Genomic DNA, 19771 nt, shown 5'->3' on the forward strand with positions numbered 1-19771 from the left:
CAGATTTAATTACAGTCCCCCCTCGCCTTCCCCATGAGGGGAGGGGAATGGCGGGTTAGACTTTGCATTCAGCATTCAGCATTCAGCATTCAGCATTCAGCTTTCAGCGTTCAGCAATCAGCGTTCAGCATTCAACCTTCATCCTTCATCCTTCGCCCGAAGGGCGTTCAACCTTCATCCTTCAACCTTCATCCTTCGCCCGGAAGGGCGCTCATCCTTCGCCCGGAAGGGCGCTCATCCTTCATCCTTTAAATGATGCGGCGTCCTTCCGCTGAGGAAGTAGACGAACGCCAGCACTTCCGCTACGGCCACGTAGAGATTCTCCGGGATCTCGTCTCCCAGGGGGACCTGGGCGAGGGCCGCGGTGAGGAGCGCATCCTCGTGAACGGGGATGTCGTGTTCCCGGGCCAGCGCGAGGATGCGTTCCGCAACCGGGCCGCCGCCTTTGGCCGTAATGCGCGGTGCCTGTTTGCCCGTGTAATGCAGGGCGACAGCTCTGCGCGGGGGGTCGGGTCGCTTGTCGCTCATGCGTGATCGTCCAGCAGCGGGCCGCGCTGCGCAGTCGGACCGCGCGCAGGCGGGCGTCCCGGATTGCAGCCCAGGTCCCGGACCGTCAGGTCCCGGTTCTCGAAGCCGTCCTTCAGCTTCGGCAGCGCGGCGCGCACACGCCTGACGGTCTCTTCGGATTCGGCCCAGAAACGGGTCTGGACCTGTGAACCCGTAATCGCCACGTGTACATGCAGCGGTCCGAGCCCGGGCAGATCCAGGGCAAGTTCGGCACGCCAGGTGGGTTCGTCGGATGATTCGTGCTGTCGGGGTTCCTTCTCCAGCAGCAGGTGGATCAGGTCCACGCCCTGCTGGTTGCGCAGCGGCAGTTCCAGGAGCCATCGGGGCAGGCCGGATTCCGCGCTCTCCACGGCGCTCCATTGGTGCAGCACCATGCGCGCAAGGGCGGCGTCAGTGCGCGTGCGCAGTGTCTCCAGCAGGGCCTCGCGCCCCAGGTGAACGAGATGGGCTTCCATCCGCGGTTGCGGGGTCGGTGATTGACCGGGGCTGGGCGGGGGCGGGATGTTCGCGTTGCGCACGTTCGGCGGTGGCTGGGCCGAGACCGGGAAGGCGCGCAGGCGTGCCGCCAGTGACAGCAGCGCCGACTTGAGATTGGCGGCCGGAACCGAAGCCGAGCCCGACGAGGCAACTGCCTGAACCGCAAGGGTGCTCTCGTGAAACAGGCCCGAGTCACGCACCGCCTGCCGCAGGCCCTGCGCGTTTGTTGCCTGGTCCATGGGGGTCAGCTGTTGCGCAACCTTCAGGACTTCCGCACGAACGGGTTGGGGCAGGGTCTGAAGACGCTGCGGCTGCGCGTCAAGCCATGACAGGGCGGCCAGCAGATGGGCCTGACTGCCTTGGACGGGCAACAGGCTGGTGAGCCAGTTTGCGGATAGGATGCCCGGTTGCGCGGGCGCCGTCGCTACCGATGGAGACGGTGCGGGGGAATGAGGCACCGGGACCTGGGTCGCGGCGGTCGCTGCGGGACTGACAAGATTGAGTACGGGTCGGGCACCGGCCTGCACCACCTGCAGCAGCAACCTGGTCCCCTCGGGCACCCGGGTCGGCAGTTGCACCGCCAGCTGCAGCTGGCCGACGCGGATCTCGGCGCGGGTGCTGCCGCGTTCCGAACGCACGACCAGCGCATCCAGGATCTGTCCGGCCCGCCATCCCGATGTCTGCGGATTCGAACCGCTGAGTATGACTGTCTGGGCCGGCGGGGGGATCTGCATGACGGGGGCCGAGGTTTGGCGGGAGTTCAGTATCGGACAGGCACATCCCCCTTGCCAAGGCAACGCACCGTCCTGCCGCCACCGGCCGGCGCGCGAATCATGAGCTTTGTCGGATCCCGCCTTCATCAATTGGGGCAACCGGGAGACTGTCCCCCAAGTGGATAATGGACGCCCGTGCCACGAAAATGCGAAGGTAGGCATCGGCAAAATTGGGAAGGTTCCGGTCACATGGTGAAGGTACTGTTCGTCTGCATGGGCAACATCTGTCGGTCACCCATGGCCCAAGGGGCTTTCGAGATGCTCGTCAACGACGCGGGCATCGGCCACCTGATCAAGGTGGATTCGGCGGGCACCCATGCCTACCACGTGGGTTCGCCGCCGGACGAGCGCGCACAACGCACAGCCCATGGCCGGGGTATCGACATCAGTGGACAGCGGGCACGCCTGCTCGAACCCGATGATTCGGAGGCGTTCGACTACGTGCTCGTCATGGACGAGGACAATCTGGAGAATGCCAGGCGGGTGAGCCCGCCGGAGCACCACGAGCGTATCCGACTGTTCCTGGATTTCGCGGAGGATCTGCCGGATCGCGAGGTGCCGGATCCGTACTACGGTGGCAACGCGGGATTCGACCGCGTCATGGACATGGTGCAAAGTGCTGCCGAGGGACTGCTAGACGATCTCAAGCGCCGATACCGGTTCTGACCCGAATATTGTGTCGGCCCACGGTGTCATGGGCCGAAGTGACAGGGGCGATCGGAAGATCGCCCCCGTCTGGTTTTCAGCCTCGTCCTTCCCGGTCCGACGGGTCGGCTTCTGCGGTTTCCGTGCGACGGGGACGCTCGGATTCGGCGTTCCGTGTACGTTCGCTGTCGCCGGAGCCAGGCGTAGACCCGGACCCGGAGCCGGATTCGGCCGGCGCAGAGCGAGGCACTGGCTGCAGTTCCGGCCGGCTTTCCGGCCGGGGGACCGGGGTTGCCACGTTCTCCGCCTTCGATGCGGGGCTTCCGTCCGCTGTGTTGAGGTCCCGCGTCGGCGCAGGGGCCGCAGGCGCTCTTGGCGGCAGCCCGGGCGGCTGGGCAGCAGCAGTATCCGGTTGTGCGGGAGCGGGCTTGTCCCGTTGCGGGGTCGGGCTTTCGCCGGATGGAGACGTTCGCTCGTCCGGGCGGGTTGCCTGCGCGGGTTGTTCCCGATTCGACGTGTCAGCCCGGGCAGGGGCGGGTGACCGCACTTCCGGCGGCGACTCGGGCTCCTTGGCCGGTGCAGGACGCGGGCCGGCGTCGGGCGCCTTCTCACGCTCCGCGTCAACCTTGGGCGGTGCCGCCTCGGCGGACTTGCCGCGCTGTTCCTCACGTAAGGGAGCGTCCTTTTCCGTGGAACCGGTGCGGCTCTGGGTGTCCGAGCCGCTGGTCTGTTGCTCCGAACCGGACGAGTCCTCACCACCGCCACGTCGGCGGCGGCGTCCACCGCGGCGTCCGCGGCTGCGCCCCGAACCGGACCTGCGGCCTTCGCTGCCGCCGTCGGCGTCCTGTTCGGGCTTGTTCGGGGTTTCCTTGGCGCCCGCCGGGGCCTTCGTGGCGGCGGGTTTTGGTTTCTTGCGCTCTTCCACCGCGGTGCCTTCGTCGGAACTGCCGCGCCGATTGCTGCGGCCGCGCCCCCCACTACCCCCACTACGGCGGTTTCCGCGACCGCGCGCGCTGCGCCCGCTCTCTTCATCCCGCGAACTGCTGCGCGATGCGCCGCGATCGCTCGGCCCACGTGTGCCGCTTTCGCCTTCGGAGGTCGTCTCACTGCTCCCGGTGCCGGCGAACAGGCTCTTCCAGACCCGGGTGAAAAATCCCGGTTGCGGGATTGCCCCGGGCGCCGTTTCAGGCGCCGGCGGCTCTGGCGGCCTGGGGGCCGGTATGGGCGGGCGGATGGTTTGTACGGCCGGGCGCTCGATGCTGGGCAGTTCCGTCGTGTCGGTGATGACTTCCTCCACATCGGGTTCCGGCAACATCTGGTAACTGCTCTTGTCGCGCAGATCCTCGGGCACGTCGTCGAAGCGAATGCGACGGACCTGGAAATGCGGTGTCACCATGTCCGGCGTCGGCACCAGGGTGACCATGACGCCGTGGCGCCGCTCGATGGCATTTACGGCGTCACGCTTTTCGTTGAGCAGGAAGGTGGAGACATCCACCGGCAGCTGTGCGAGCACGCGGCCGGTCTTCTCCTTCATGGCTTCTTCCTCGATGAGGCGAAGCACGGAGAGGGCGAGTGACTCGACGCTGCGGATGTGTCCGTGTCCGCTGCAGCGGGGACACACGATCTGGCTGGATTCGCCCAGTGAGGGACGCAGGCGCTGGCGCGACATCTCGAGCAGGCCGAAGCGCGAGATGCGCCCCACCTGAACGCGGGCCCGGTCCATTTCCAGGGCGTCGCGCAGCCGGTTCTCCACCTCGCGCTGGTTGCGGGCCGGCCCCATGTCGATGAAGTCGATGACGATCAGGCCGCCCAGGTCCCGCAGGCGCAACTGGCGGGCGATCTCGTCGGCTGCCTCCAGATTGGTGTTGAGCGCCGTATCCTCGATGTCGCTGCCCTTGGTGGCGCGGGCGGAGTTGACGTCGATGGAGATCAGGGCCTCGGTGTGATCGATGACGATGGCGCCCCCGGAGGGGAGCGTGACCTGGCGCTGGAAGGCCGCCTCGATCTGGCTCTCGATCTGGTACCTGTTGAACAGCGGGACGTGCTCTTCGTAGAGCTTGAGCTTGCGCAGGTTGTTGGGCATGACCTGCTGCATGAACTCCTGGGCCTGCCGATACACGGCCGGATCGTCGATGATGATCTCGGCGATGTCGTTGCGCAGGTGATCGCGCAGCGCCCGGATGATGACGTTGCTTTCCTGGTAGACGAGGAAGGGCGCCTTGCGGCTCTCGGCGGCCTCGGTGATGGCGGCCCAGAGCGTCTTGAGGTACTCGAGGTCCCACTGAAGCTCTTCCACGGCGCGGCCCACGCCCGCCGTGCGCGCGATCAGGCCCATGCCCTGGGGGACCTCCAGCTGGCTGAGTGCTTCGCGGATCTCGCTGCGGTCCTCGCCCTCGATACGCCGGGACACCCCACCCGCGCGGGGGTTGTTGGGCATGAGCACGAGATAGCGGCCGGCCAGGCTGACGAAGGTTGTCAGCGCGGCGCCCTTGTTGCCGCGCTCTTCCTTCTCAACCTGGACAATGAGTTCCATGCCCTCCTTGACCAGGTCCTTGATGGAACCGCCGTTGCCGCCATCGTCCTGGCCACCGCCGGGCAGGCAGCTGCGGGCGATCTCCTTCAGGGGAAGGAAGCCGTGGCGTTCGGAACCGTAGTTAACAAACGCGGCCTCGAGACTGGGTTCAACCCGGGTGACGACCGCCTTGTAGACGTTGGCCTTTTTCTGTTCCCGTGAGGGGACTTCGATGTCCAGGTCGTAGAGCTTCTGGCCATCGACCATGGCCACACGCAGCTCTTCGGGCTGCGTGGCATTGATCAGGATTCGTTTCATGAAAGGGTTCTCGAAGGGTCGGTCTTGCCGCGCCGCCCGGTCCGGGGACCAGGCCTTCGTCCATCGCCGCGGGCACGTGCGTGCGGGCGCGCATCAACAGCAGCGCACACAGGCACCACCAGGGGATCATTTCTCCCATGGGCCGGCCGGCAAAGGATGCGTGGGCAAGGTTGTTCATTTGATCGCTCGGGTACTTGCGTTCCTGCTTCATTCCGGGCGGCGCAACCAGACGGCAGAATGCCGCGTCCGGCCGCCGGCCGGGGAAAATCTGCTGGTCACGATGGTGGAGGGCGATTCGGACACCGCAAGGAATGGGCCGGCGCAGGGGAGATCAGCCGATCCTTCCCTCGTGACACCCCATGATACCAATTGGCAAGTAGGCGTTCAAACCCTTGATGAATCGGTTATTATCCCGATCCCGACCGAATACCCCGCCCATGAAAGAGCCAACCTCTCCAGTGTCGCGCGTCGTCCTGGTCCGCGTTGAGCCGGATCAGGCCGGGCAGCGCCTGGACAATTTCCTGCTGGGACGTCTCAAGGGGGTACCCAAGAGCCATGTGTACCGCCTGTTGCGCAAGGGCGAGGTGCGGGTCAACAAGGGGCGCGCGCGGCCGGATTATCGGCTGAGCGCAGGGGACCAGGTGCGCATTCCCCCGGTTCGGCGGTCCATCCCGGCGGACGGAAGAGAATCCCGACCCCTGCCCGATGACCTGGCCCGAACCCTGGAGAGGGCGATCCTGCTGGAGGACGACAACGTACTCGTGCTGGACAAGCCGCCGGGGCTGGCCGTTCACGGCGGCAGTAACGTGCGCGTGGGGCTCATCGAGGCCATGCGCCGGATCAGGCCCGCTGCCCCCTTCCTGGAACTGGCGCATCGACTGGATCGCGAGACGAGCGGCTGCCTGGTGCTGGCCAAGCGCCGCGAGGCGTTGCTGGCCTTCCACGCCGCCCTCAAGGCAGGCGGGGTGGACAAGCACTATCTCACCCTGCTGGCCGGCGTCTGGGAGGGTGGTCCGCGCCGCGTGTCCGAGTCACTGACCCGCGAGGGGCCCCGAACGCGGGTGCGCAATGCAGTGGTGGACGAGGGCGGAAGAAGCGCCGAGAGTTTCTTCTATCCCCGTCGGCATTTCACCGACTGCACACTCATGGGGGTTGAAATCGGTACCGGCCGGACCCATCAGATCCGAGTGCACGCCGCCCACGAAGGATTTCCCGTGGCCGGTGACAGCCGGTACGGGGATTTCGACTTCAACCGGCGCATGAAGCGCCTGGGCCTGAAGCGTCAGTTTCTGCATGCGGAAAGCCTGCGCTTTCACCTGCCGGGGCGCGACCGGCCTTACCATGTGCAGGCGCCATTGCCGGCCGATCTCGAATCGGTACTGGAACGCCTGGAACCTGTGGACGTCTGAGTGTTTTCCGAATGTTTCTTTGCCACAGAGGTCACAGAGGTCACAGAGAAAGAAACGCAGGCAGCGCACGAGTTGACTCTGTGCCCTCTGTGTCCTCTGTGGCTCAAGATTGATTCGAACCTGCATGTCATCCAAACCGTATCAACTACTGGTATTCGACTGGGACGGGACGCTGATGGATTCGGCGGCCCGGATCGTGTCCTGTCTGCGCGGGGCGATTGCGGATACGGGGGCGGAGGAACGCGACGAATCCGCGCTGCGCGATATCATCGGGCTGGGTCTGGACGAGGCCATCCTCGCCCTCTACCCGGGTGCCGGGAATCGCTTTCTCGCGGACTTTCGCGAGGCCTACCGGGTCCATTTCCTGGAGCGCGACGAGACGCCCTCGGCACTGTTCCCGGGCGTGGGGGAAATGCTGGCCGCCCTCGAGTCGGCGGGCTACTGGCTTGCGGTGGCTACCGGCAAGTCCCGCCGGGGCCTTGACCGGGTGCTGGACGACACCGGTCTCGCGCGGCATTTTCTCTCGACCCGCTGCGCGGACGAGACCTTCTCGAAGCCCAATCCGGCCATGCTCAACGAGATCATGAATGAACTGGGCCTGGGCCCGGAGGATACACTCATGATCGGCGACAGCGAGTACGATATGCTCATGGCCAGCAACGCGGGTACCGATCGCCTGGGAGTCACTTATGGCGTGCACGGCGGACAGCGGCTTTCGCAGCACAGTCCGGTGGCGCTGATGGATGATCTGAGGGTGCTCCCCGGTTGGCTCTCCAGAACTGTGAAGGTGGAATTGGGAAGTGCGAAGTGAATGCACTGATTCCCACTTCCAGATTTCCGCTTCCCACCTCAGAAAAGGATCGATTCCATGTCTCAAGAAAACTGGGAACGTGATGCCCTGACCAGGATCGCCCTTGCGGGCGTTCAGGAACAGCGCAGAGCGCGGCGCTGGGGTATCTTCTTCAAGCTGCTGGGTTTTGCCTATCTGTTCCTCCTGCTGGGGCTGTTCCTGACGGGGCCGTTCGCCACGGACACGCGCAAGGCCGGTCCGCATACTGCACTGGTGGATCTGCAGGGCGTGATCACTGAAGGCAGCCAGGCAAGTGCGGATCTGGTGACCCAGGGGCTGCGCAACGCGTTTCGCGACAAGAACACCGAGGCCGTGCTGCTGCGCGTGAACAGCCCCGGCGGCAGCCCGGTTCAGTCGGCCTACATCAACAACGAAGTGCGCCGGCTCAAGGAGGCGCATCCGGATACGCCCGTGTACGCAGTGATCAGCGACGTGGGCGCATCGGGCGGCTATTACGCGGTGGTGTCCGCGGACTGGATCTACGCCGATGCCTCCAGTGTCGTGGGTTCCATCGGCGTGCGTATGGATGGTTTCGGACTGGTGGACGCCATCGACAAGCTGGGCATCGAACGCCGGCTGATGGTGGCCGGAGACAACAAGGCCCTGATGGATCCGTTTCTCCCCGTGAAGCCGGAGGACCAGGCCCACGTGCAACGCCTGCTCGACAACATCCATACACAGTTTGTGGATGCGGTGAAGACGGCGCGCGGGGATCGCCTCAACGGGTCTGACGAAGAACTCTTCGGGGGGCTGATCTGGACCGGTGACGAGGCCCTGGAACTGGGCATCATCGACGGCCTCGGCAGCCCCGGCTACGTGGCCCGTGAAGTCATTGGCCAGGAGAACATCGTCGACTTCACCCCGCGCCAGGATCTCCTGCGCCGCCTCGCCGACAGCTTCGGCGCAGCCATCGGTCGGGCCATCGTCAATCTCGGCGAACCTGCCATTCGGTGAGATTTCCGAAAAGGCCTGTTTTAACCACGAAGCACACGAAGAGCACGAAGAGCACGAAGAGCACGAAGAGCACGAAGAAAGAAAAAAAGTTTCTCTCGCAAAGCCGCAAAGCACGCCAAGAAGATCAATAGGGCGGGCATGCCCGCCGAACCGGAATCTATCAAGGTGCGGTCGGCGCCCATGGGGCGCCCTATGCATAGATCGCTTTTCTTTGCGTGCTTTGCGGCTTTGCGAGAGAAAGGGTTTTTCTAATTTGAGTTTCTTCGTGCTCTTCGTGTGCTTCGTGGTTAAACAACGATTCTCAATACCCCGAAGTCAGTCTTCCACCGGCGTGACGTGGACGATGACGCCCATCAGGGGGTGATCCAGGTAGTGGGTTTCGCCGGAGCGCATGCGCCGGCGTTCGGTGACGTGGCTCTCGGCGAATTGATCGCCCTCCAGGGTTGTCACGTGATCGCCGGGCAACCGGTCGCCGGTGGCGGGGCGGTAGAGCAGGTCGGTGTGGATGTGCAGGAAGCGGGCGAGCGTCAGGGTGATCACGCCGTCCACTTCATACAGCAGCTCCGGTTCGTCCGGTTGCTCGGGCACGCCTCCGAGCACCGGCTGGATCTGCCATGGCGCGAACGGCGGTGGCTCGAAGGCGGGCGGCATGCGGCCGAGGACCTGGCCTGACCGGATACGCACTGGTATCGCCTGCTCCTGCGGCAGTCCCGGTTGCTCCCAGGCGTAGCTTGCGATCACGTCGTAAAGGGGCGACTGTTCGAGCCGGTTGACCACGCCGCGCAGGCCGAAGGGTGTGCCCGATACATCGCGAAACAGGTGGTCCACCTCGTCCTCATCCAGTTCGGTCAGGTCCAGCGCATGCTCAAGCCCCGCCACATCACCGCTGCGCCACACTTCTTTCAGCAGGGCGTCGGCGTCGGTGTGGCGCAGGAGCACCACTTCCACCCGGTACATGCGCGGCTCTTCCGCCGGCAGTTTCCCGGGCAGGATGGCGGTCACGGCCAGCGCCACCAGGAGGAGGAGAGGGAACAGGGGAGAATGCGATCGGCATCGTGTCATGAATCGGGTGTCCATATGGTGGCGGGGGTCCGCATCAGGCGGCCTCCTGCTTGAGCGCCAGCGTGGCGATGATGCGCTTTACGGCCTGAATGCGTGCTTCCAGATTGTCCATGGGCTCATGAAAGCGCAGGCGCTGTTCCGGGTCCAGCCTGAACTTCTTCGGGTCTGACTGAATCAGTGCGATCAGGCGTGCAGGATCCAGGTTCGGATTAGGCTGGAAGGTGAAGCGTCCGCCCTCGGGTCCCGCCTCCAGCTTGCGCACGCCCAGCGGTTGCAGGCGCAGCCGCAGTTCCGTAACGGCGACCAGATTCCTGGCCTGCTCGGGCAGCAGCCCGAAACGATCGATCATCTCCACCTGCAGTTCACGCAGCGCGGTTTCCGACTCGCAACTGGCGATGCGCTTGTAGAGTATCAGGCGCGTGTGCACGTCCGGTACGTAGTCGTCCGGCAGCAGCGCGGGCACCCCGAGGTCCACTTCCGTCACGTCCGCCATGGGGCGGTCCAGGTCCGGCACCTCGCCCTTCTTCATGGCCGTGACCGCGCGTTCCAGCAGTTCATTGTAGAGTGTGAAGCCGATCTCATGAATCTGCCCGCTCTGGTCCTCGCCCAGCAGCTCACCGGCGCCGCGGATCTCCAGGTCGTGTGAGGCCAGGGTGAAGCCCACGCCCAGGTCCTCCAGAGATTCGATGGCCTCGAGCCGCTTGACCGCGTCGGCGGTCATCGCCGACGGATGCGGGGTGATGAGGTACGCGTAGGCACGATGATGGGAGCGCCCCACGCGGCCGCGCAACTGGTGCAGCTGGGACAGCCCCAGCTTGTCGGCACGATCGATGACGATGGTGTTGGCGGTGGGTACGTCGATGCCGCTCTCCACGATGGTGGTGCACACCAGCACGTTGTGACGTCGGTGATAAAAGTCCAGCATCACGCGCTCCAGTTCGCTTTCGCGCATTTGCCCGTGGGCGATGCCGATGTCGGCGCCCGGCACCAGTTCCGCCACCTGCCGTGCCGCACGCTCGATGGTTTCCACGCTGTTGTGCAGGAAGTACACCTGTCCGCCGCGGCGGATCTCGCGCGTGATGGCCTCCTGGATGAGGCTGTCGTTCCACTGGCTGATGAAGGTCTTGATGGCATGCCGTTCCATGGGCGGCGTGGCGATGATGGACAGGTCGCGCAGTCCGGACAGGGCCATGTTGAGCGTGCGCGGAATCGGCGTGGCCGTGAGGGTGAGCATGTCCACCTCGGCGCGCAGCGCCTTGAGGCGCTCCTTGTGCCGGACACCGAAACGGTGTTCCTCGTCGATGATGACCAGGCCCAGGCGCTTGAACTTGACGTCACCCTGGATGAGCTTATGGGTGCCTATGACGATGTCCACCCGGCCGTCCGCCAGCCCTTCCAGCGCGGCCTTTTGCTCCTTCGCGGACCGAAAGCGCGACAGGGTTTCTATCCGGATCGGCCACTCTGCGAACCGGTCGGAAAAGTTCTGGAAGTGCTGCTGGGTGAGCAGCGTCGTGGGCACCAGCACCGCCACTTGCTTGCCGCTGTTGGCCGCCACGAAGGCAGCGCGCATGGCCACCTCCGTCTTGCCGAAACCCACGTCGCCGCACACCACGCGGTCCATGGGTCGATCCGAGGCCATGTCGTCGAGCACCGCCTCGATGGCGCGGGCCTGGTCCGGCGTCTCCTCGAACGGAAAGCCCGCGGCAAAGGCCTGGCAGTCGGTGGCCTGGATATCGAAACTGTGGCCCTTGCGCGCGGCGCGCCGTGCGTAGATATCCAGGAGTTCGGCGGCCACGTCCCGGGCCTTCTCCGCCGCCTTGCGCCGGATGCGGGCCCACTGCTCGCCGCCCAGCTTGTGCAGTGGCGCATGTTCCGTGTCCGCGCCGGTGTAGCGACTCACCAGATGCAGTGAGGACACGGGTACGTAGAGCTTGTCACCGCCGGCGTACTCAAGTGTCAGGAACTCCGCCTCCTGACCGCCCACAGACAGCTTCTGCAGGCCCAGGTAGCGGCCGACGCCGTGCTCCTCGTGAACCACGGGTGCACCCGGGTGCAGGTCGGTGAGATTGCGGATGACTGCGTCCGAGTCCCGTGTCGGGCGCCTGCGCCTGCGCTCCTGCCGCGCCCGCTCGCCGAAAAGGGCGGACTCTGTGACGACCGCCAGCCCGCAACAGGCCAGCCGCATGCCGTCCTCGATGGGCGCGACGGTGATGGCGAGGGGGGCATTGCTTTCCAGGAACTCCTGCCAGTCGTCCACCGGCGCGGGTACGAGCCCGAAGGGACGCAGACTGTCGATGACGAACTCCCGACGTCCGGCGGACTCGGCGGCGATCAGCACCCGTCCGTCGAAGCCGTCCAGAAACGTCTTGAACGCCGCCGCGGGATCCGCCTGGCGGACGTGGATGCGCACATCGGGCAGCGCGCCCACGTCGAAGTTGACGCCTCCGGCCACCTGTTCCAGCTGTTCCGGCCGTTCCACGCGGATACCGGGCCGCCCGGTGAGTTGCGCCTTCAGTTCATCCAGGCCGAGAAATAGTTCCTCCGGGGCGTGGATGGGACGCTCGCGGTCGTGCCGGCGCTGTTCGTAACGCTGGGCCGCCTGGTTCAAAAAGTCGTCGGCCGCGGTCTCGATGTCGCCGGCCTGCACCAGCCGGACGTTGCGGGGCAGATAGTCGAACAACGTGTCCAGAGCGTCGAAAAACAGGGGCAGGTAATACTCGATGCCCGCCGGGGCGGCGCCCTGGCTCACGTCACGGTAGATGACGCTGGCCTGGGGATCGCCCTCGAAGCGGGTGCGGTAGCGCTGGCGAAAACCCCGGATGGCCTCTTCATCCATGGGAAATTCGTGGGCGGGCAGCAGGCGCAATGCATCCACGGTCTGCAGGCTGCGCTGCGTTTCCGGATCGAAGCTGCGGAGGGTCTCGATCTCGTCGTCCATGAGATCGATCCTGTAGGGCACGTCGCTGCCCATGGGGAAGAGGTCGACGAGCGAGCCGCGTACCGCGAATTCGCCGTGTTCCATGACCTGGCTGACACAGTGGTATCCGGCCTGCTCCAGATTGCGGCGCATGGTATCGCGGTCCAGGCGATCGCCTGCGGCCAGCATCAGCACCTGCCCCTGCAGCCAAGCCCTGGGCGCGATGCGCTGCATGAGGGTGTTGACCGGCACCACCAGGATGCCGCGCTGCATTGCGGGCAGTCGGGAGAGCACCTCCAGGCGCCGCGAGATGATGTCCTCGTGCGGCGAGAACAGGTCGTAGGGCAGGGTCTCCCAGTCGGGGAGCGTCAGGACCTGCGGGTCATCCCCGGACAGGAAGAACGCCAGTTCCTGGGCGAGGATCTCGGCCTCCCGGGTGTCCGGCACCATGACCATCCCGAGGCCGTCGTGATCCTTGAGCGCCCGCGCGATGGCCAGTGCACGGGCGGCACCATAGAGCCGGCCCCAACGGCGCAGGCCGGGCTGATCCGGCAGGGCCGGCGGTGTCAGGGGGCTGTGCAGGGACTGCGCGGACATCTGGACGGTCGGTATACAGGCAAACGGCCGCCCATTCTACTGCACTGCGGGGGGTGGTGCAGTAAAGGAGTGGAGGGGGAAGTGAGAAGTGTGAATTGGGAAGTGGGAAGGCACCACCCCCTCCCGGGCCCTCTCGCTGAAGCACAGGGAGAGAACCCCCTCTTCCGCTTGCGGGGGAGGGCCGGGGAGGGGGCCTTGCTACTTGGGAGCTACTTCGTAGTGCGCATGCCGATCAGGCTGTAGGCGGGGCACCAGCTGATGACGGCGGTGGCCAGCGGGATGATGCCGATCCAGCCCCAGGGCGTCTGCGGTCCGATGAAGACCAGGCTGATGAGCACGATCCCGACTATGGCCCGAATCACCCGGTCCGCCACTCCCATGTTCTTCATGGTTGCCATGTCCATATCCGTCTCCTCCCGGTCAAAGGGAACATGCAATAAGCATAGATCGAGCCGCGCCGGATTGCAGCAGGCCGGCGTATGGATCCTGGTCGGGTCGGGCTAAGTGGAATGTGAAATCAGAAAAGCCGGAACCGCGAAGGGCGCGAAGGTATGCGCGAAGAACGCAAAGTAAGTCATTTGTGGGAAAGACCTCGCGTACTTTGCGCATACCTTCGCGCCCTTCGCGGTTCGCTTTCCGGCGGTCTGAGTTCAGTCCCGGTAGCGCTTCAGCAGATCCTGGTAGGCGTCGATGCGCCGATCGCGCAGGTAGGGCCAGATGCGGCGCACCTGTTCGGCGCGGGAGATGTCCACCTCGGCCACCAGGACCGTTTCGCGGTCCGTGGGGGCCTGGGCGAGCAGTTCCCCCTGCGGGCCGCACACGAAGCTGCTGCCCCAGAATGTGCTGCCGCTCGTGACGCCGCTCGGGTCCGCTTCAAAGCCCACCCGGTTTACACTCGCCACCGGCAGTCCGTTGGCCACGGCGTGCGCCCGCTGGATCGTTATCCAGGCGTCGCGCTGTCGGGCCTGCTCGTCCTCGGGGTCGTCGGGGTTCCAGCCGATGGCCGTGGGATAGATCAGCAGTTCCGCCCCGGCCAGTGCCATGAGCCTTGCCGCTTCCGGAAACCACTGGTCCCAGCAGACCAGCACGCCGAGCCGGCCCACGGAGGTATCCACGGGTTCAAAGCCCAGATCGCCGGGGGTGAAGTAGAACTTCTCGTAGTAGCCGGGATCGTCCGGAATGTGCATCTTGCGATAGCGCCCGGCCAGCCGGCCGTCGGCATCCAGAACCACCGCCGTGTTGTGGTAGATCCCCGCGGCACGGCGCTCGAACAGGGAACCGACGACCACCACGCCATGCTTTGCGGCAGCCTCCGACAGCGCCTGCGTGCCGGGGCCAGGAATGGGCTCGGCCTGGTCGAACACGGCGGTGTCCTCCGTCTGGCAGAAGTACAGGCCGGTGTGGAGTTCCTGGAGCACCACCAGCCCGGCCCCGGCATCCGCCGCCTCACCGATGGCCTTCAGGCTCTTCGCCAGGTTGGCCTCACGGTCGGTGCTGTTGGCTTGCTGCACGAGTGCGATCTTCATGGTGGAGTTCCGGGGATGGGATTGGTGGCGTGTTTAAAAGGATTTTCGACGCAAAGACGCGAAGACGCAAAGGAACGCAAAGAAATACCCTGTTGTCTTCCGACTAACGGTGAGATCTCCACCTTCCCTGCGAGACACAGAAATCGGAGTTATAACCGTGTCGCCGCAATCAAGTACCGCAATGAGGCATCGACACACCGAAAGCCAACAGCCAAAGATCTTCTTTGCGTTCCTTTGCGTCTTCGCGTCGAGGCTTTTCCCGCCTGAAACCCGCTAACCCAACACGCCCTCCGGCAACTGCATGGTGACACAGTGGAGGCTGCCGTACTGGCGGATGAGGGTGCGGCAGTCGATGCCGATGATCTCCCGATCCGGGAACACCGCGCCCAGGCGCTCGAGGGCGACAGTGTCGGTGGGGTCGTCATAGACGGGTACCAGCACCGCGCCGTTGATGATGAGAAAGTTGGCGTGGGTGGCGGGCAGGCGCCGGCCGTCCTCGTCGCGCACGGGCGCGGGCAACGGCAGGGCGACGAGGCGGTACGGGTCGCCCGAGGCGGTGCGCAGGGCACGGAGTTCGGTCTCCATGGCCCGAAGGGGGGCGTGGTGAGGATCGTCCGGGTCATCGCAGGTGACGTACGCGATCGTGTCCGGGGTGCACAGGCGTGCGAGCGTGTCCACGTGGCCGTCGGTATCGTCACCCTCCAGTGCGCCGTGTTCCAGCCAGAGCACCCGCCGTACACCCAGAAAGCCCTTGAGCGTAGCCTCGATGTCCGCCCGACTCAGACCCGGGTTGCGGGTGGGGGTGGGCAGGCAGCCGGCGGTGGTGAGCAGTGTCCCCTGGCCGTCGGACTCGATGGAGCCACCCTCGAGCACCAGGTCGATGGTTTGCAGCGGGGTTTCGCCGAACACGCCCGCGGCATGCAGCGCGGCGGTGATGCGGTTGTCGTCATCGGCCGGGTACTTGCCGCCCCAACCGTTGAAGCGGAAGTCGAGCAGCACGGGGCGGCCGTTTTCGATCACGGTGACGGGTCCGTGGTCCCGCGCCCAGGTGTCGTTGGAGGGGGCGATGGCCGTCAGGGTACGTTCAAGGTCTGCGCCCGCCCGGCGCAGGCACGCGATGACGTGGCGTTCATGGTCGGCGTCGCGGCACACGACCAGGAGCCGCTGGAAACGGGTCACGGCGGTGCCGATCGCCGCAAAGGCTGTATCGGCCTCCTCGATCAGGGTGGCCCAGTCGCTTCGATCATGGGGCCATGTGAGCATGACGCCGCTCTGGGGCGCCCACTCGGCGGGCAGTATCCGGGTCATGCGTGTCGGCCGGCGGCCGCGGTGAAGTGGTGGTTCTGAACGGGCGAGGTGAGGCTGACCATGTGTGGGATGGCCGGGCCTGCTTCGAGTCCGGCAGGCCTTACGGTTGATCCAGATCCGCGCGGCGCACCACGGTGTGGATCACAAAGGAGCCCTCGAAGAAGACGGAGTAGCCGTCGTAGTCCCAGCGACTGATCGGCGGTTCTCCCACGGCCGGATGACGGGCGTCCGGCTCCCCGTACCGGGAGATTACGGTGCGCTCATGCATGCCGCGCGTGGGCTGATCCGCCCGTTCAACCACCACCGGTTCACCGTCCAGCATCAGGACATCCGCGCTGGCGGGAAGGGTCGCCAGACCAACGGCCAACAGGCAAAGCACGATTCCGCGTACAATGGGCATGATGCGCTCCGGCATGCTCAAAGGGGCATGGCCAGACTATAGCATTGAACTTCCGCATCAGGAAACCTGTCCAGGTTGTTGACCGTTCAGTGTTTTTGACCTTTCGTCGGCCCACAGAGCCCATTGGACCATTCATGCATTTCGATCCTCCCCTGACGGAGGCCACCCTGCTGCGGCGTTACAAGCGCTTCCTGGCCGACGTAAGGACGGCAGACGGACGGGAGTTTACGGCCCATTGCCCGAACACCGGTTCCATGCTCGGCTGCATGATGCCGGGATCGCGCGTATGGCTGAGTCGATCAGACGATCCGAAGCGCAAGTACGCCCATACGTGGCAACTGGTGGAGGCCGACGGCACGTCCGTGGGCATCAACACCGGACTGGCCAACCGGCTGGTGGAGGAAGCCCTCGCCGACGGTGTGATCACGGAACTGGCTCAATGGCCCGAAGTGCGCAGGGAGGTGCGCTACGGTGCCCGGCGCAGCCGCATCGACCTGCTGCTGGGAAACGGGGCCAGTCAGTGTTACGTGGAAGTGAAGAATGTCACTGCCGCGGTGGAGGACGGGGTGGCCGTCTTTCCGGACGCTGTTTCCACACGGGGTACGCGGCACCTGGAGGAGCTGATGCTCATGCGCGAGGCGGGTCAGGACGCGGCGCTGGTGTTTTGCGTGCAGCGCGCGGACGTGACCCGTGTGCGTCCCGCGGACGATATCGACCCGGTGTACGGCGCCCGGTTGCGCGAGGCGGCCGATGCCGGCGTGCAGGTGCTGGCCTACGGCGCCGATGTGAGCCCCGAGGCCGTCCGGCTGGTCCGGGCGCTGGATGTAGACCTCTCACCATGAATACCGGAGTCGCACAAACGTGTTTCGTCCATGCAAGCAGCCCCCGGCTGTGATTTAATCCGCCCCATGTTTCGTCCCCTGGAACTGTTCATCGGCCTGCGCTACACCCGCGCCAAGCGCCGCAATCATTTCATCTCGTTCATCTCGCTGATCTCCATGGTGGGGATCACCCTGGGCGTGATGGCGCTGATCACCGTGCTGTCCGTGATGAACGGCTTCGAGAAGGAACTGCGGGAACGCATCCTGGGCATGGTGTCACATGCCACCATCAGCGAGTTCACGGGCCGGTTGAGCGACTGGCAGGAATTGGCGGCTCGGGTCGAGGGTCAGCCGAATCTGCTGGGCGTCGCGCCGTATGTTCAGGCAGAGGGTATGCTCACGGCGGCCGGACAGGTGAGCGGTGCCATGGTGCGCGGCATCGTGCCGGATCAGGAGCGCACCGTGTCGCGGGTGTCCGAGCACATACGGTTCGGTAGTCTCGATCGCCTCGAGGACGGGGCCTACGGCATCGTGCTCGGCAGCGAACTGGCCAGGATCCTCGGGGTGGGCATGGGCGATCGGGTGACGCTCGTCACGCCACAGGCGTCCATCACACCCGCCGGAGTGATGCCGCGGCTCAGGCGCATGCTGGTGGTGGGCATATTCGAGGTGGGCATGTACGAATACGACCGGGGCACGGCGTTCATCCACCTGGACGATGCCCGGCGGGTCTTCCAGATGGGCGACGAGATCACCGGCCTGCGCCTGCGCATGGACGACATGATGCGCGCCCCGTTCATCGCCCGTGACCTCGCCAGGGATCTGGGAGGCGGGTTCTGGGTCAATGACTGGACCCGCCAGCACGCCAACTTCTTCCGTGCCGTGCAGACGGAGAAGACGGTGATGTTCATCATCCTGTTCCTGATCGTCGCCGTGGCCGCGTTCAATATCGTCTCCACCCTGGTGATGGTGGTGACCGACAAGCAGTCCGACATCGCCATCCTGCGCACGCTGGGCCTGACGCCGGGCTCCGTGATGGGCGTGTTCATGGTCCAGGGCACCCTCATCGGGTTCATCGGCACCACGATGGGCGTGATACTCGGTGTGCTGCTGGCACTGAACGTGGAGACCATCGTGCCTGCCATCGAGCAGATGCTGGGCCACCAGTTCCTGGCCCCCGATGTGTACTACATCAGCGATCTCCCGTCGGAACTGCGCACGACCGATGTGGTGCGGGTGGGCAGCCTCGCCTTTCTGATCACGGTTCTGGCAACCCTCTATCCGGCCTGGCGGGGTTCGCGCACCCAGCCCGCCGAAGCCTTGCGTTACGAATGACCATGGTGGACACCGACTTCAACAACGGGCCGGTCATCCAGGCCCGGGGCCTGTCCAAGACCTTCGACGAGGGCGGGCTCAAGGTCGCCGTCCTCAATGGGATCGATCTCGAGATCGAGGCCGGCGAGCGGGTGGCCATCGTGGGCGCCTCGGGCAGCGGCAAGAGCACCCTGCTGCACCTGCTGGGCGGGCTGGACCGACCCACGGCGGGCACGGTACGCGTGTGCGGGAAGGACATGGGCGCGCTGGGAGACGCCCAGCGCGGACGGGTGCGCAACCAGCATCTGGGGTTTATCTACCAGTTTCACCACCTGTTGCCGGAGTTCACCGCGCTGGAGAACGTGGCCATGCCCCTGTTGATTCGCGGCATGCACCCCACGGCCGCGTCCGATCGCGCACGCCACCTGCTGGAACGGGTGGGCCTGACCAACCGGCTCATTCACAAGCCCGGTGAGCTGTCCGGCGGCGAGCGCCAGCGCGCGGCCATCGCCCGCGCGGTCATCACCGAACCCCAGGCCGTGCTGGCCGACGAGCCCACCGGCAACCTGGACCGGCGCCGCGCCGAGGACATCTACCAACTCATGATGCGTCTGAACCAGTCTTCGGGTACGGCTCTGGTCGTGGTCACCCACGACATGGGCCTCGCCGAGCGAATGGACCGCGTGCTGACGCTGGTGGACGGGAAACTGTCCTGATGTAGTAGGAGCCCGGCCCTCCGGGCGAAGATTTTGGCGGACACACGTTCGCCCGGAGGGCCGGGCTCCTACGCTTTTCTGCGTTTCTTCGAGCTGAGGCGCCTCAGGATATGCAGGCGCCACAGCAATCGTATCGCGATGTAGCCGGTCAGGCCGGCCGCGGTGCTGAAGATCAGGCTCCCGGTCAACAGCGGCTTCCAGATCGGGAGCATGTCGTGGGTGAACCAGGACAGGCTCAGTTCGAAGTTGAACCCTATCTTGGGCTTGTCCAGCACTCGAAGCCCCAGCCGGTACGCGGCATAGAAGACCGGCCCCATGGTCAGCGGGTTGTTGACCCATACCAACAGGACCGAGATGGGCAGGTTGACCCGCACGAGAATGGCCACGGCGGCGGACACCACCATCTGGAACGGGATGGGCAGGAAGGCCACGAACAGGCCCACGGCAAATGCACCGGCCACGGAGCGCCGGTTCAGGTGCCAGAGGTTGGGATCGTGCAGCAGGGCGCCGAACAGGCGCAGGGATTCGTGATCCCGGACCCGATGGTACGAGGGGAACAGCCGCTTGATGAACTTTTTTGCCATGCAGAGTGATTGCGGGTTCTA

At 65.3% G+C, this 19771-nt stretch carries 17 protein-coding genes; 7 read left to right on the forward strand and 10 right to left on the reverse strand.

Annotated elements, in window-relative coordinates; translation table 11 throughout:
• Nucleotides 1-234: 234 nt before the first annotated feature.
• Both B1C78_RS08325 and fliK read right to left on the reverse strand, forming a co-directional pair.
• Nucleotides 235-528 carry an EscU/YscU/HrcU family type III secretion system export apparatus switch protein gene (locus tag B1C78_RS08325; RefSeq protein WP_077278705.1) on the reverse strand — a complete coding sequence of 98 codons (294 nt, stop codon included), beginning with the start codon at nt 526-528 and terminating at the stop codon, nt 235-237.
• Nucleotides 525-1778: a flagellar hook-length control protein FliK gene (gene fliK, locus B1C78_RS08330; protein WP_077278706.1), complete on the reverse strand. Its 1254-nt coding sequence runs from the start codon at nt 1776-1778 to the stop codon at nt 525-527. Before fliK ends, B1C78_RS08325 begins: the two co-directional genes overlap by 4 nt.
• A gap of 228 nt (nt 1779-2006) precedes the next feature.
• Here fliK and B1C78_RS08335 point away from each other — a divergent pair, with 228 nt between their 5' ends.
• On the forward strand, nt 2007-2483 hold the full coding sequence (locus B1C78_RS08335; RefSeq protein WP_077278707.1) for a low molecular weight protein-tyrosine-phosphatase: 477 nt from the start codon (nt 2007-2009) through the stop codon (nt 2481-2483).
• 76 nt (nt 2484-2559) lie between these two features.
• Here the strand turns inward: B1C78_RS08335 and B1C78_RS08340 are convergent, their stop codons facing one another.
• Nucleotides 2560-5292 carry a ribonuclease E/G gene (locus tag B1C78_RS08340; protein ID WP_077278708.1) on the reverse strand — a complete coding sequence of 911 codons (2733 nt, stop codon included), beginning with the start codon at nt 5290-5292 and terminating at the stop codon, nt 2560-2562.
• Nucleotides 5293-5729: 437 nt separating this feature from the next.
• Here B1C78_RS08340 and B1C78_RS08345 point away from each other — a divergent pair, with 437 nt between their 5' ends.
• The 3 genes from B1C78_RS08345 (at nt 5730) to B1C78_RS08355 (ending at nt 8505) form a co-directional block, all read left to right on the forward strand.
• The gene (locus tag B1C78_RS08345; protein ID WP_077278709.1) at nt 5730-6701 is read left to right on the forward strand and encodes an RluA family pseudouridine synthase; all 972 of its coding nucleotides are present in this window, start codon (nt 5730-5732) and stop codon (nt 6699-6701) included.
• Nucleotides 6702-6825: 124 nt separating this feature from the next.
• On the forward strand, nt 6826-7512 hold the full coding sequence (locus B1C78_RS08350) for an HAD-IA family hydrolase (protein WP_077278710.1): 687 nt from the start codon (nt 6826-6828) through the stop codon (nt 7510-7512).
• A gap of 57 nt (nt 7513-7569) precedes the next feature.
• On the forward strand, nt 7570-8505 hold the full coding sequence (locus B1C78_RS08355; protein WP_077278711.1) for a S49 family peptidase: 936 nt from the start codon (nt 7570-7572) through the stop codon (nt 8503-8505).
• A gap of 315 nt (nt 8506-8820) precedes the next feature.
• Here B1C78_RS08355 and B1C78_RS08360 read toward each other — a convergent pair whose 3' ends face one another.
• The 6 genes from B1C78_RS08360 to B1C78_RS08385 form a co-directional block, all read right to left on the reverse strand.
• Nucleotides 8821-9567 carry a CsiV family protein gene (locus B1C78_RS08360; protein WP_139349850.1) on the reverse strand — a complete coding sequence of 249 codons (747 nt, stop codon included), beginning with the start codon at nt 9565-9567 and terminating at the stop codon, nt 8821-8823.
• A gap of 34 nt (nt 9568-9601) precedes the next feature.
• Nucleotides 9602-13081, reverse strand: a complete 3480-nt coding sequence (mfd, locus tag B1C78_RS08365) for a transcription-repair coupling factor (RefSeq protein ID WP_077278713.1) — start codon at nt 13079-13081, stop codon at nt 9602-9604.
• Between the two features lie 209 nt (nt 13082-13290).
• A complete protein-coding gene (locus B1C78_RS08370; RefSeq protein WP_077278714.1) occupies nt 13291-13485 on the reverse strand; it encodes a YgaP family membrane protein in 195 nt (64 codons plus the stop codon).
• A gap of 246 nt (nt 13486-13731) precedes the next feature.
• Complete coding sequence (locus B1C78_RS08375) at nt 13732-14607, reverse strand: carbon-nitrogen hydrolase (RefSeq protein ID WP_077278715.1); 876 nt, start codon at nt 14605-14607, stop codon at nt 13732-13734.
• 273 nt (nt 14608-14880) lie between these two features.
• Nucleotides 14881-15915: an agmatine deiminase family protein gene (locus tag B1C78_RS08380; RefSeq protein WP_077278716.1), complete on the reverse strand. Its 1035-nt coding sequence runs from the start codon at nt 15913-15915 to the stop codon at nt 14881-14883.
• A 100-nt stretch (nt 15916-16015) separates the two neighbouring features.
• Complete coding sequence (locus tag B1C78_RS08385) at nt 16016-16315, reverse strand: hypothetical protein (protein WP_139349851.1); 300 nt, start codon at nt 16313-16315, stop codon at nt 16016-16018.
• A gap of 134 nt (nt 16316-16449) precedes the next feature.
• Between B1C78_RS08385 and sfsA the strand changes: the two genes are divergently transcribed.
• From sfsA to lolD, 3 genes are all read left to right on the forward strand, one after another.
• A complete protein-coding gene (sfsA, locus tag B1C78_RS08390) occupies nt 16450-17157 on the forward strand; it encodes a DNA/RNA nuclease SfsA (RefSeq protein WP_077278718.1) in 708 nt (235 codons plus the stop codon).
• 66 nt (nt 17158-17223) lie between these two features.
• Nucleotides 17224-18471: a lipoprotein-releasing ABC transporter permease subunit gene (locus B1C78_RS08395; protein WP_077278719.1), complete on the forward strand. Its 1248-nt coding sequence runs from the start codon at nt 17224-17226 to the stop codon at nt 18469-18471.
• 2 nt (nt 18472-18473) lie between these two features.
• Entirely contained in the window at nt 18474-19166 is a 693-nt protein-coding gene (gene lolD / locus B1C78_RS08400; protein WP_077278769.1) for a lipoprotein-releasing ABC transporter ATP-binding protein LolD, read from the forward strand.
• 68 nt (nt 19167-19234) lie between these two features.
• On the opposite strand, the gene B1C78_RS08405 is transcribed toward lolD, so the two are convergent.
• A complete protein-coding gene (locus tag B1C78_RS08405) occupies nt 19235-19750 on the reverse strand; it encodes a DUF2062 domain-containing protein (RefSeq protein WP_077278720.1) in 516 nt (171 codons plus the stop codon).
• Nucleotides 19751-19771 lie beyond the last annotated feature (21 nt).

It is taken from the genome of Thioalkalivibrio denitrificans (assembly GCF_002000365.1).
Taxonomy (GTDB): domain Bacteria; phylum Pseudomonadota; class Gammaproteobacteria; order Ectothiorhodospirales; family Ectothiorhodospiraceae; genus Thioalkalivibrio_A; species Thioalkalivibrio_A denitrificans.

Coding starts and splice junctions, on each gene's coding strand:
- B1C78_RS08325 (WP_077278705.1), bottom strand. CDS start 528: ATGAGCGACAAGCGACCCGACCCCCCGCGCAGAGCTGTCGCCCTGCAT.
- fliK (WP_077278706.1), bottom strand. CDS start 1,778: ATGCAGATCCCCCCGCCGGCCCAGACAGTCATACTCAGCGGTTCGAAT.
- B1C78_RS08335 (WP_077278707.1), top strand. CDS start 2,007: ATGGTGAAGGTACTGTTCGTCTGCATGGGCAACATCTGTCGGTCACCC.
- B1C78_RS08340 (WP_077278708.1), bottom strand. CDS start 5,292: ATGAAACGAATCCTGATCAATGCCACGCAGCCCGAAGAGCTGCGTGTG.
- B1C78_RS08345 (WP_077278709.1), top strand. CDS start 5,730: ATGAAAGAGCCAACCTCTCCAGTGTCGCGCGTCGTCCTGGTCCGCGTT.
- B1C78_RS08350 (WP_077278710.1), top strand. CDS start 6,826: ATGTCATCCAAACCGTATCAACTACTGGTATTCGACTGGGACGGGACG.
- B1C78_RS08355 (WP_077278711.1), top strand. CDS start 7,570: ATGTCTCAAGAAAACTGGGAACGTGATGCCCTGACCAGGATCGCCCTT.
- B1C78_RS08360 (WP_139349850.1), bottom strand. CDS start 9,567: ATGACACGATGCCGATCGCATTCTCCCCTGTTCCCTCTCCTCCTCCTG.
- mfd (WP_077278713.1), bottom strand. CDS start 13,081: ATGTCCGCGCAGTCCCTGCACAGCCCCCTGACACCGCCGGCCCTGCCG.
- B1C78_RS08370 (WP_077278714.1), bottom strand. CDS start 13,485: ATGGACATGGCAACCATGAAGAACATGGGAGTGGCGGACCGGGTGATT.
- B1C78_RS08375 (WP_077278715.1), bottom strand. CDS start 14,607: ATGAAGATCGCACTCGTGCAGCAAGCCAACAGCACCGACCGTGAGGCC.
- B1C78_RS08380 (WP_077278716.1), bottom strand. CDS start 15,915: ATGACCCGGATACTGCCCGCCGAGTGGGCGCCCCAGAGCGGCGTCATG.
- B1C78_RS08385 (WP_139349851.1), bottom strand. CDS start 16,315: ATGCCCATTGTACGCGGAATCGTGCTTTGCCTGTTGGCCGTTGGTCTG.
- sfsA (WP_077278718.1), top strand. CDS start 16,450: ATGCATTTCGATCCTCCCCTGACGGAGGCCACCCTGCTGCGGCGTTAC.
- B1C78_RS08395 (WP_077278719.1), top strand. CDS start 17,224: ATGTTTCGTCCCCTGGAACTGTTCATCGGCCTGCGCTACACCCGCGCC.
- lolD (WP_077278769.1), top strand. CDS start 18,474: ATGGTGGACACCGACTTCAACAACGGGCCGGTCATCCAGGCCCGGGGC.
- B1C78_RS08405 (WP_077278720.1), bottom strand. CDS start 19,750: ATGGCAAAAAAGTTCATCAAGCGGCTGTTCCCCTCGTACCATCGGGTC.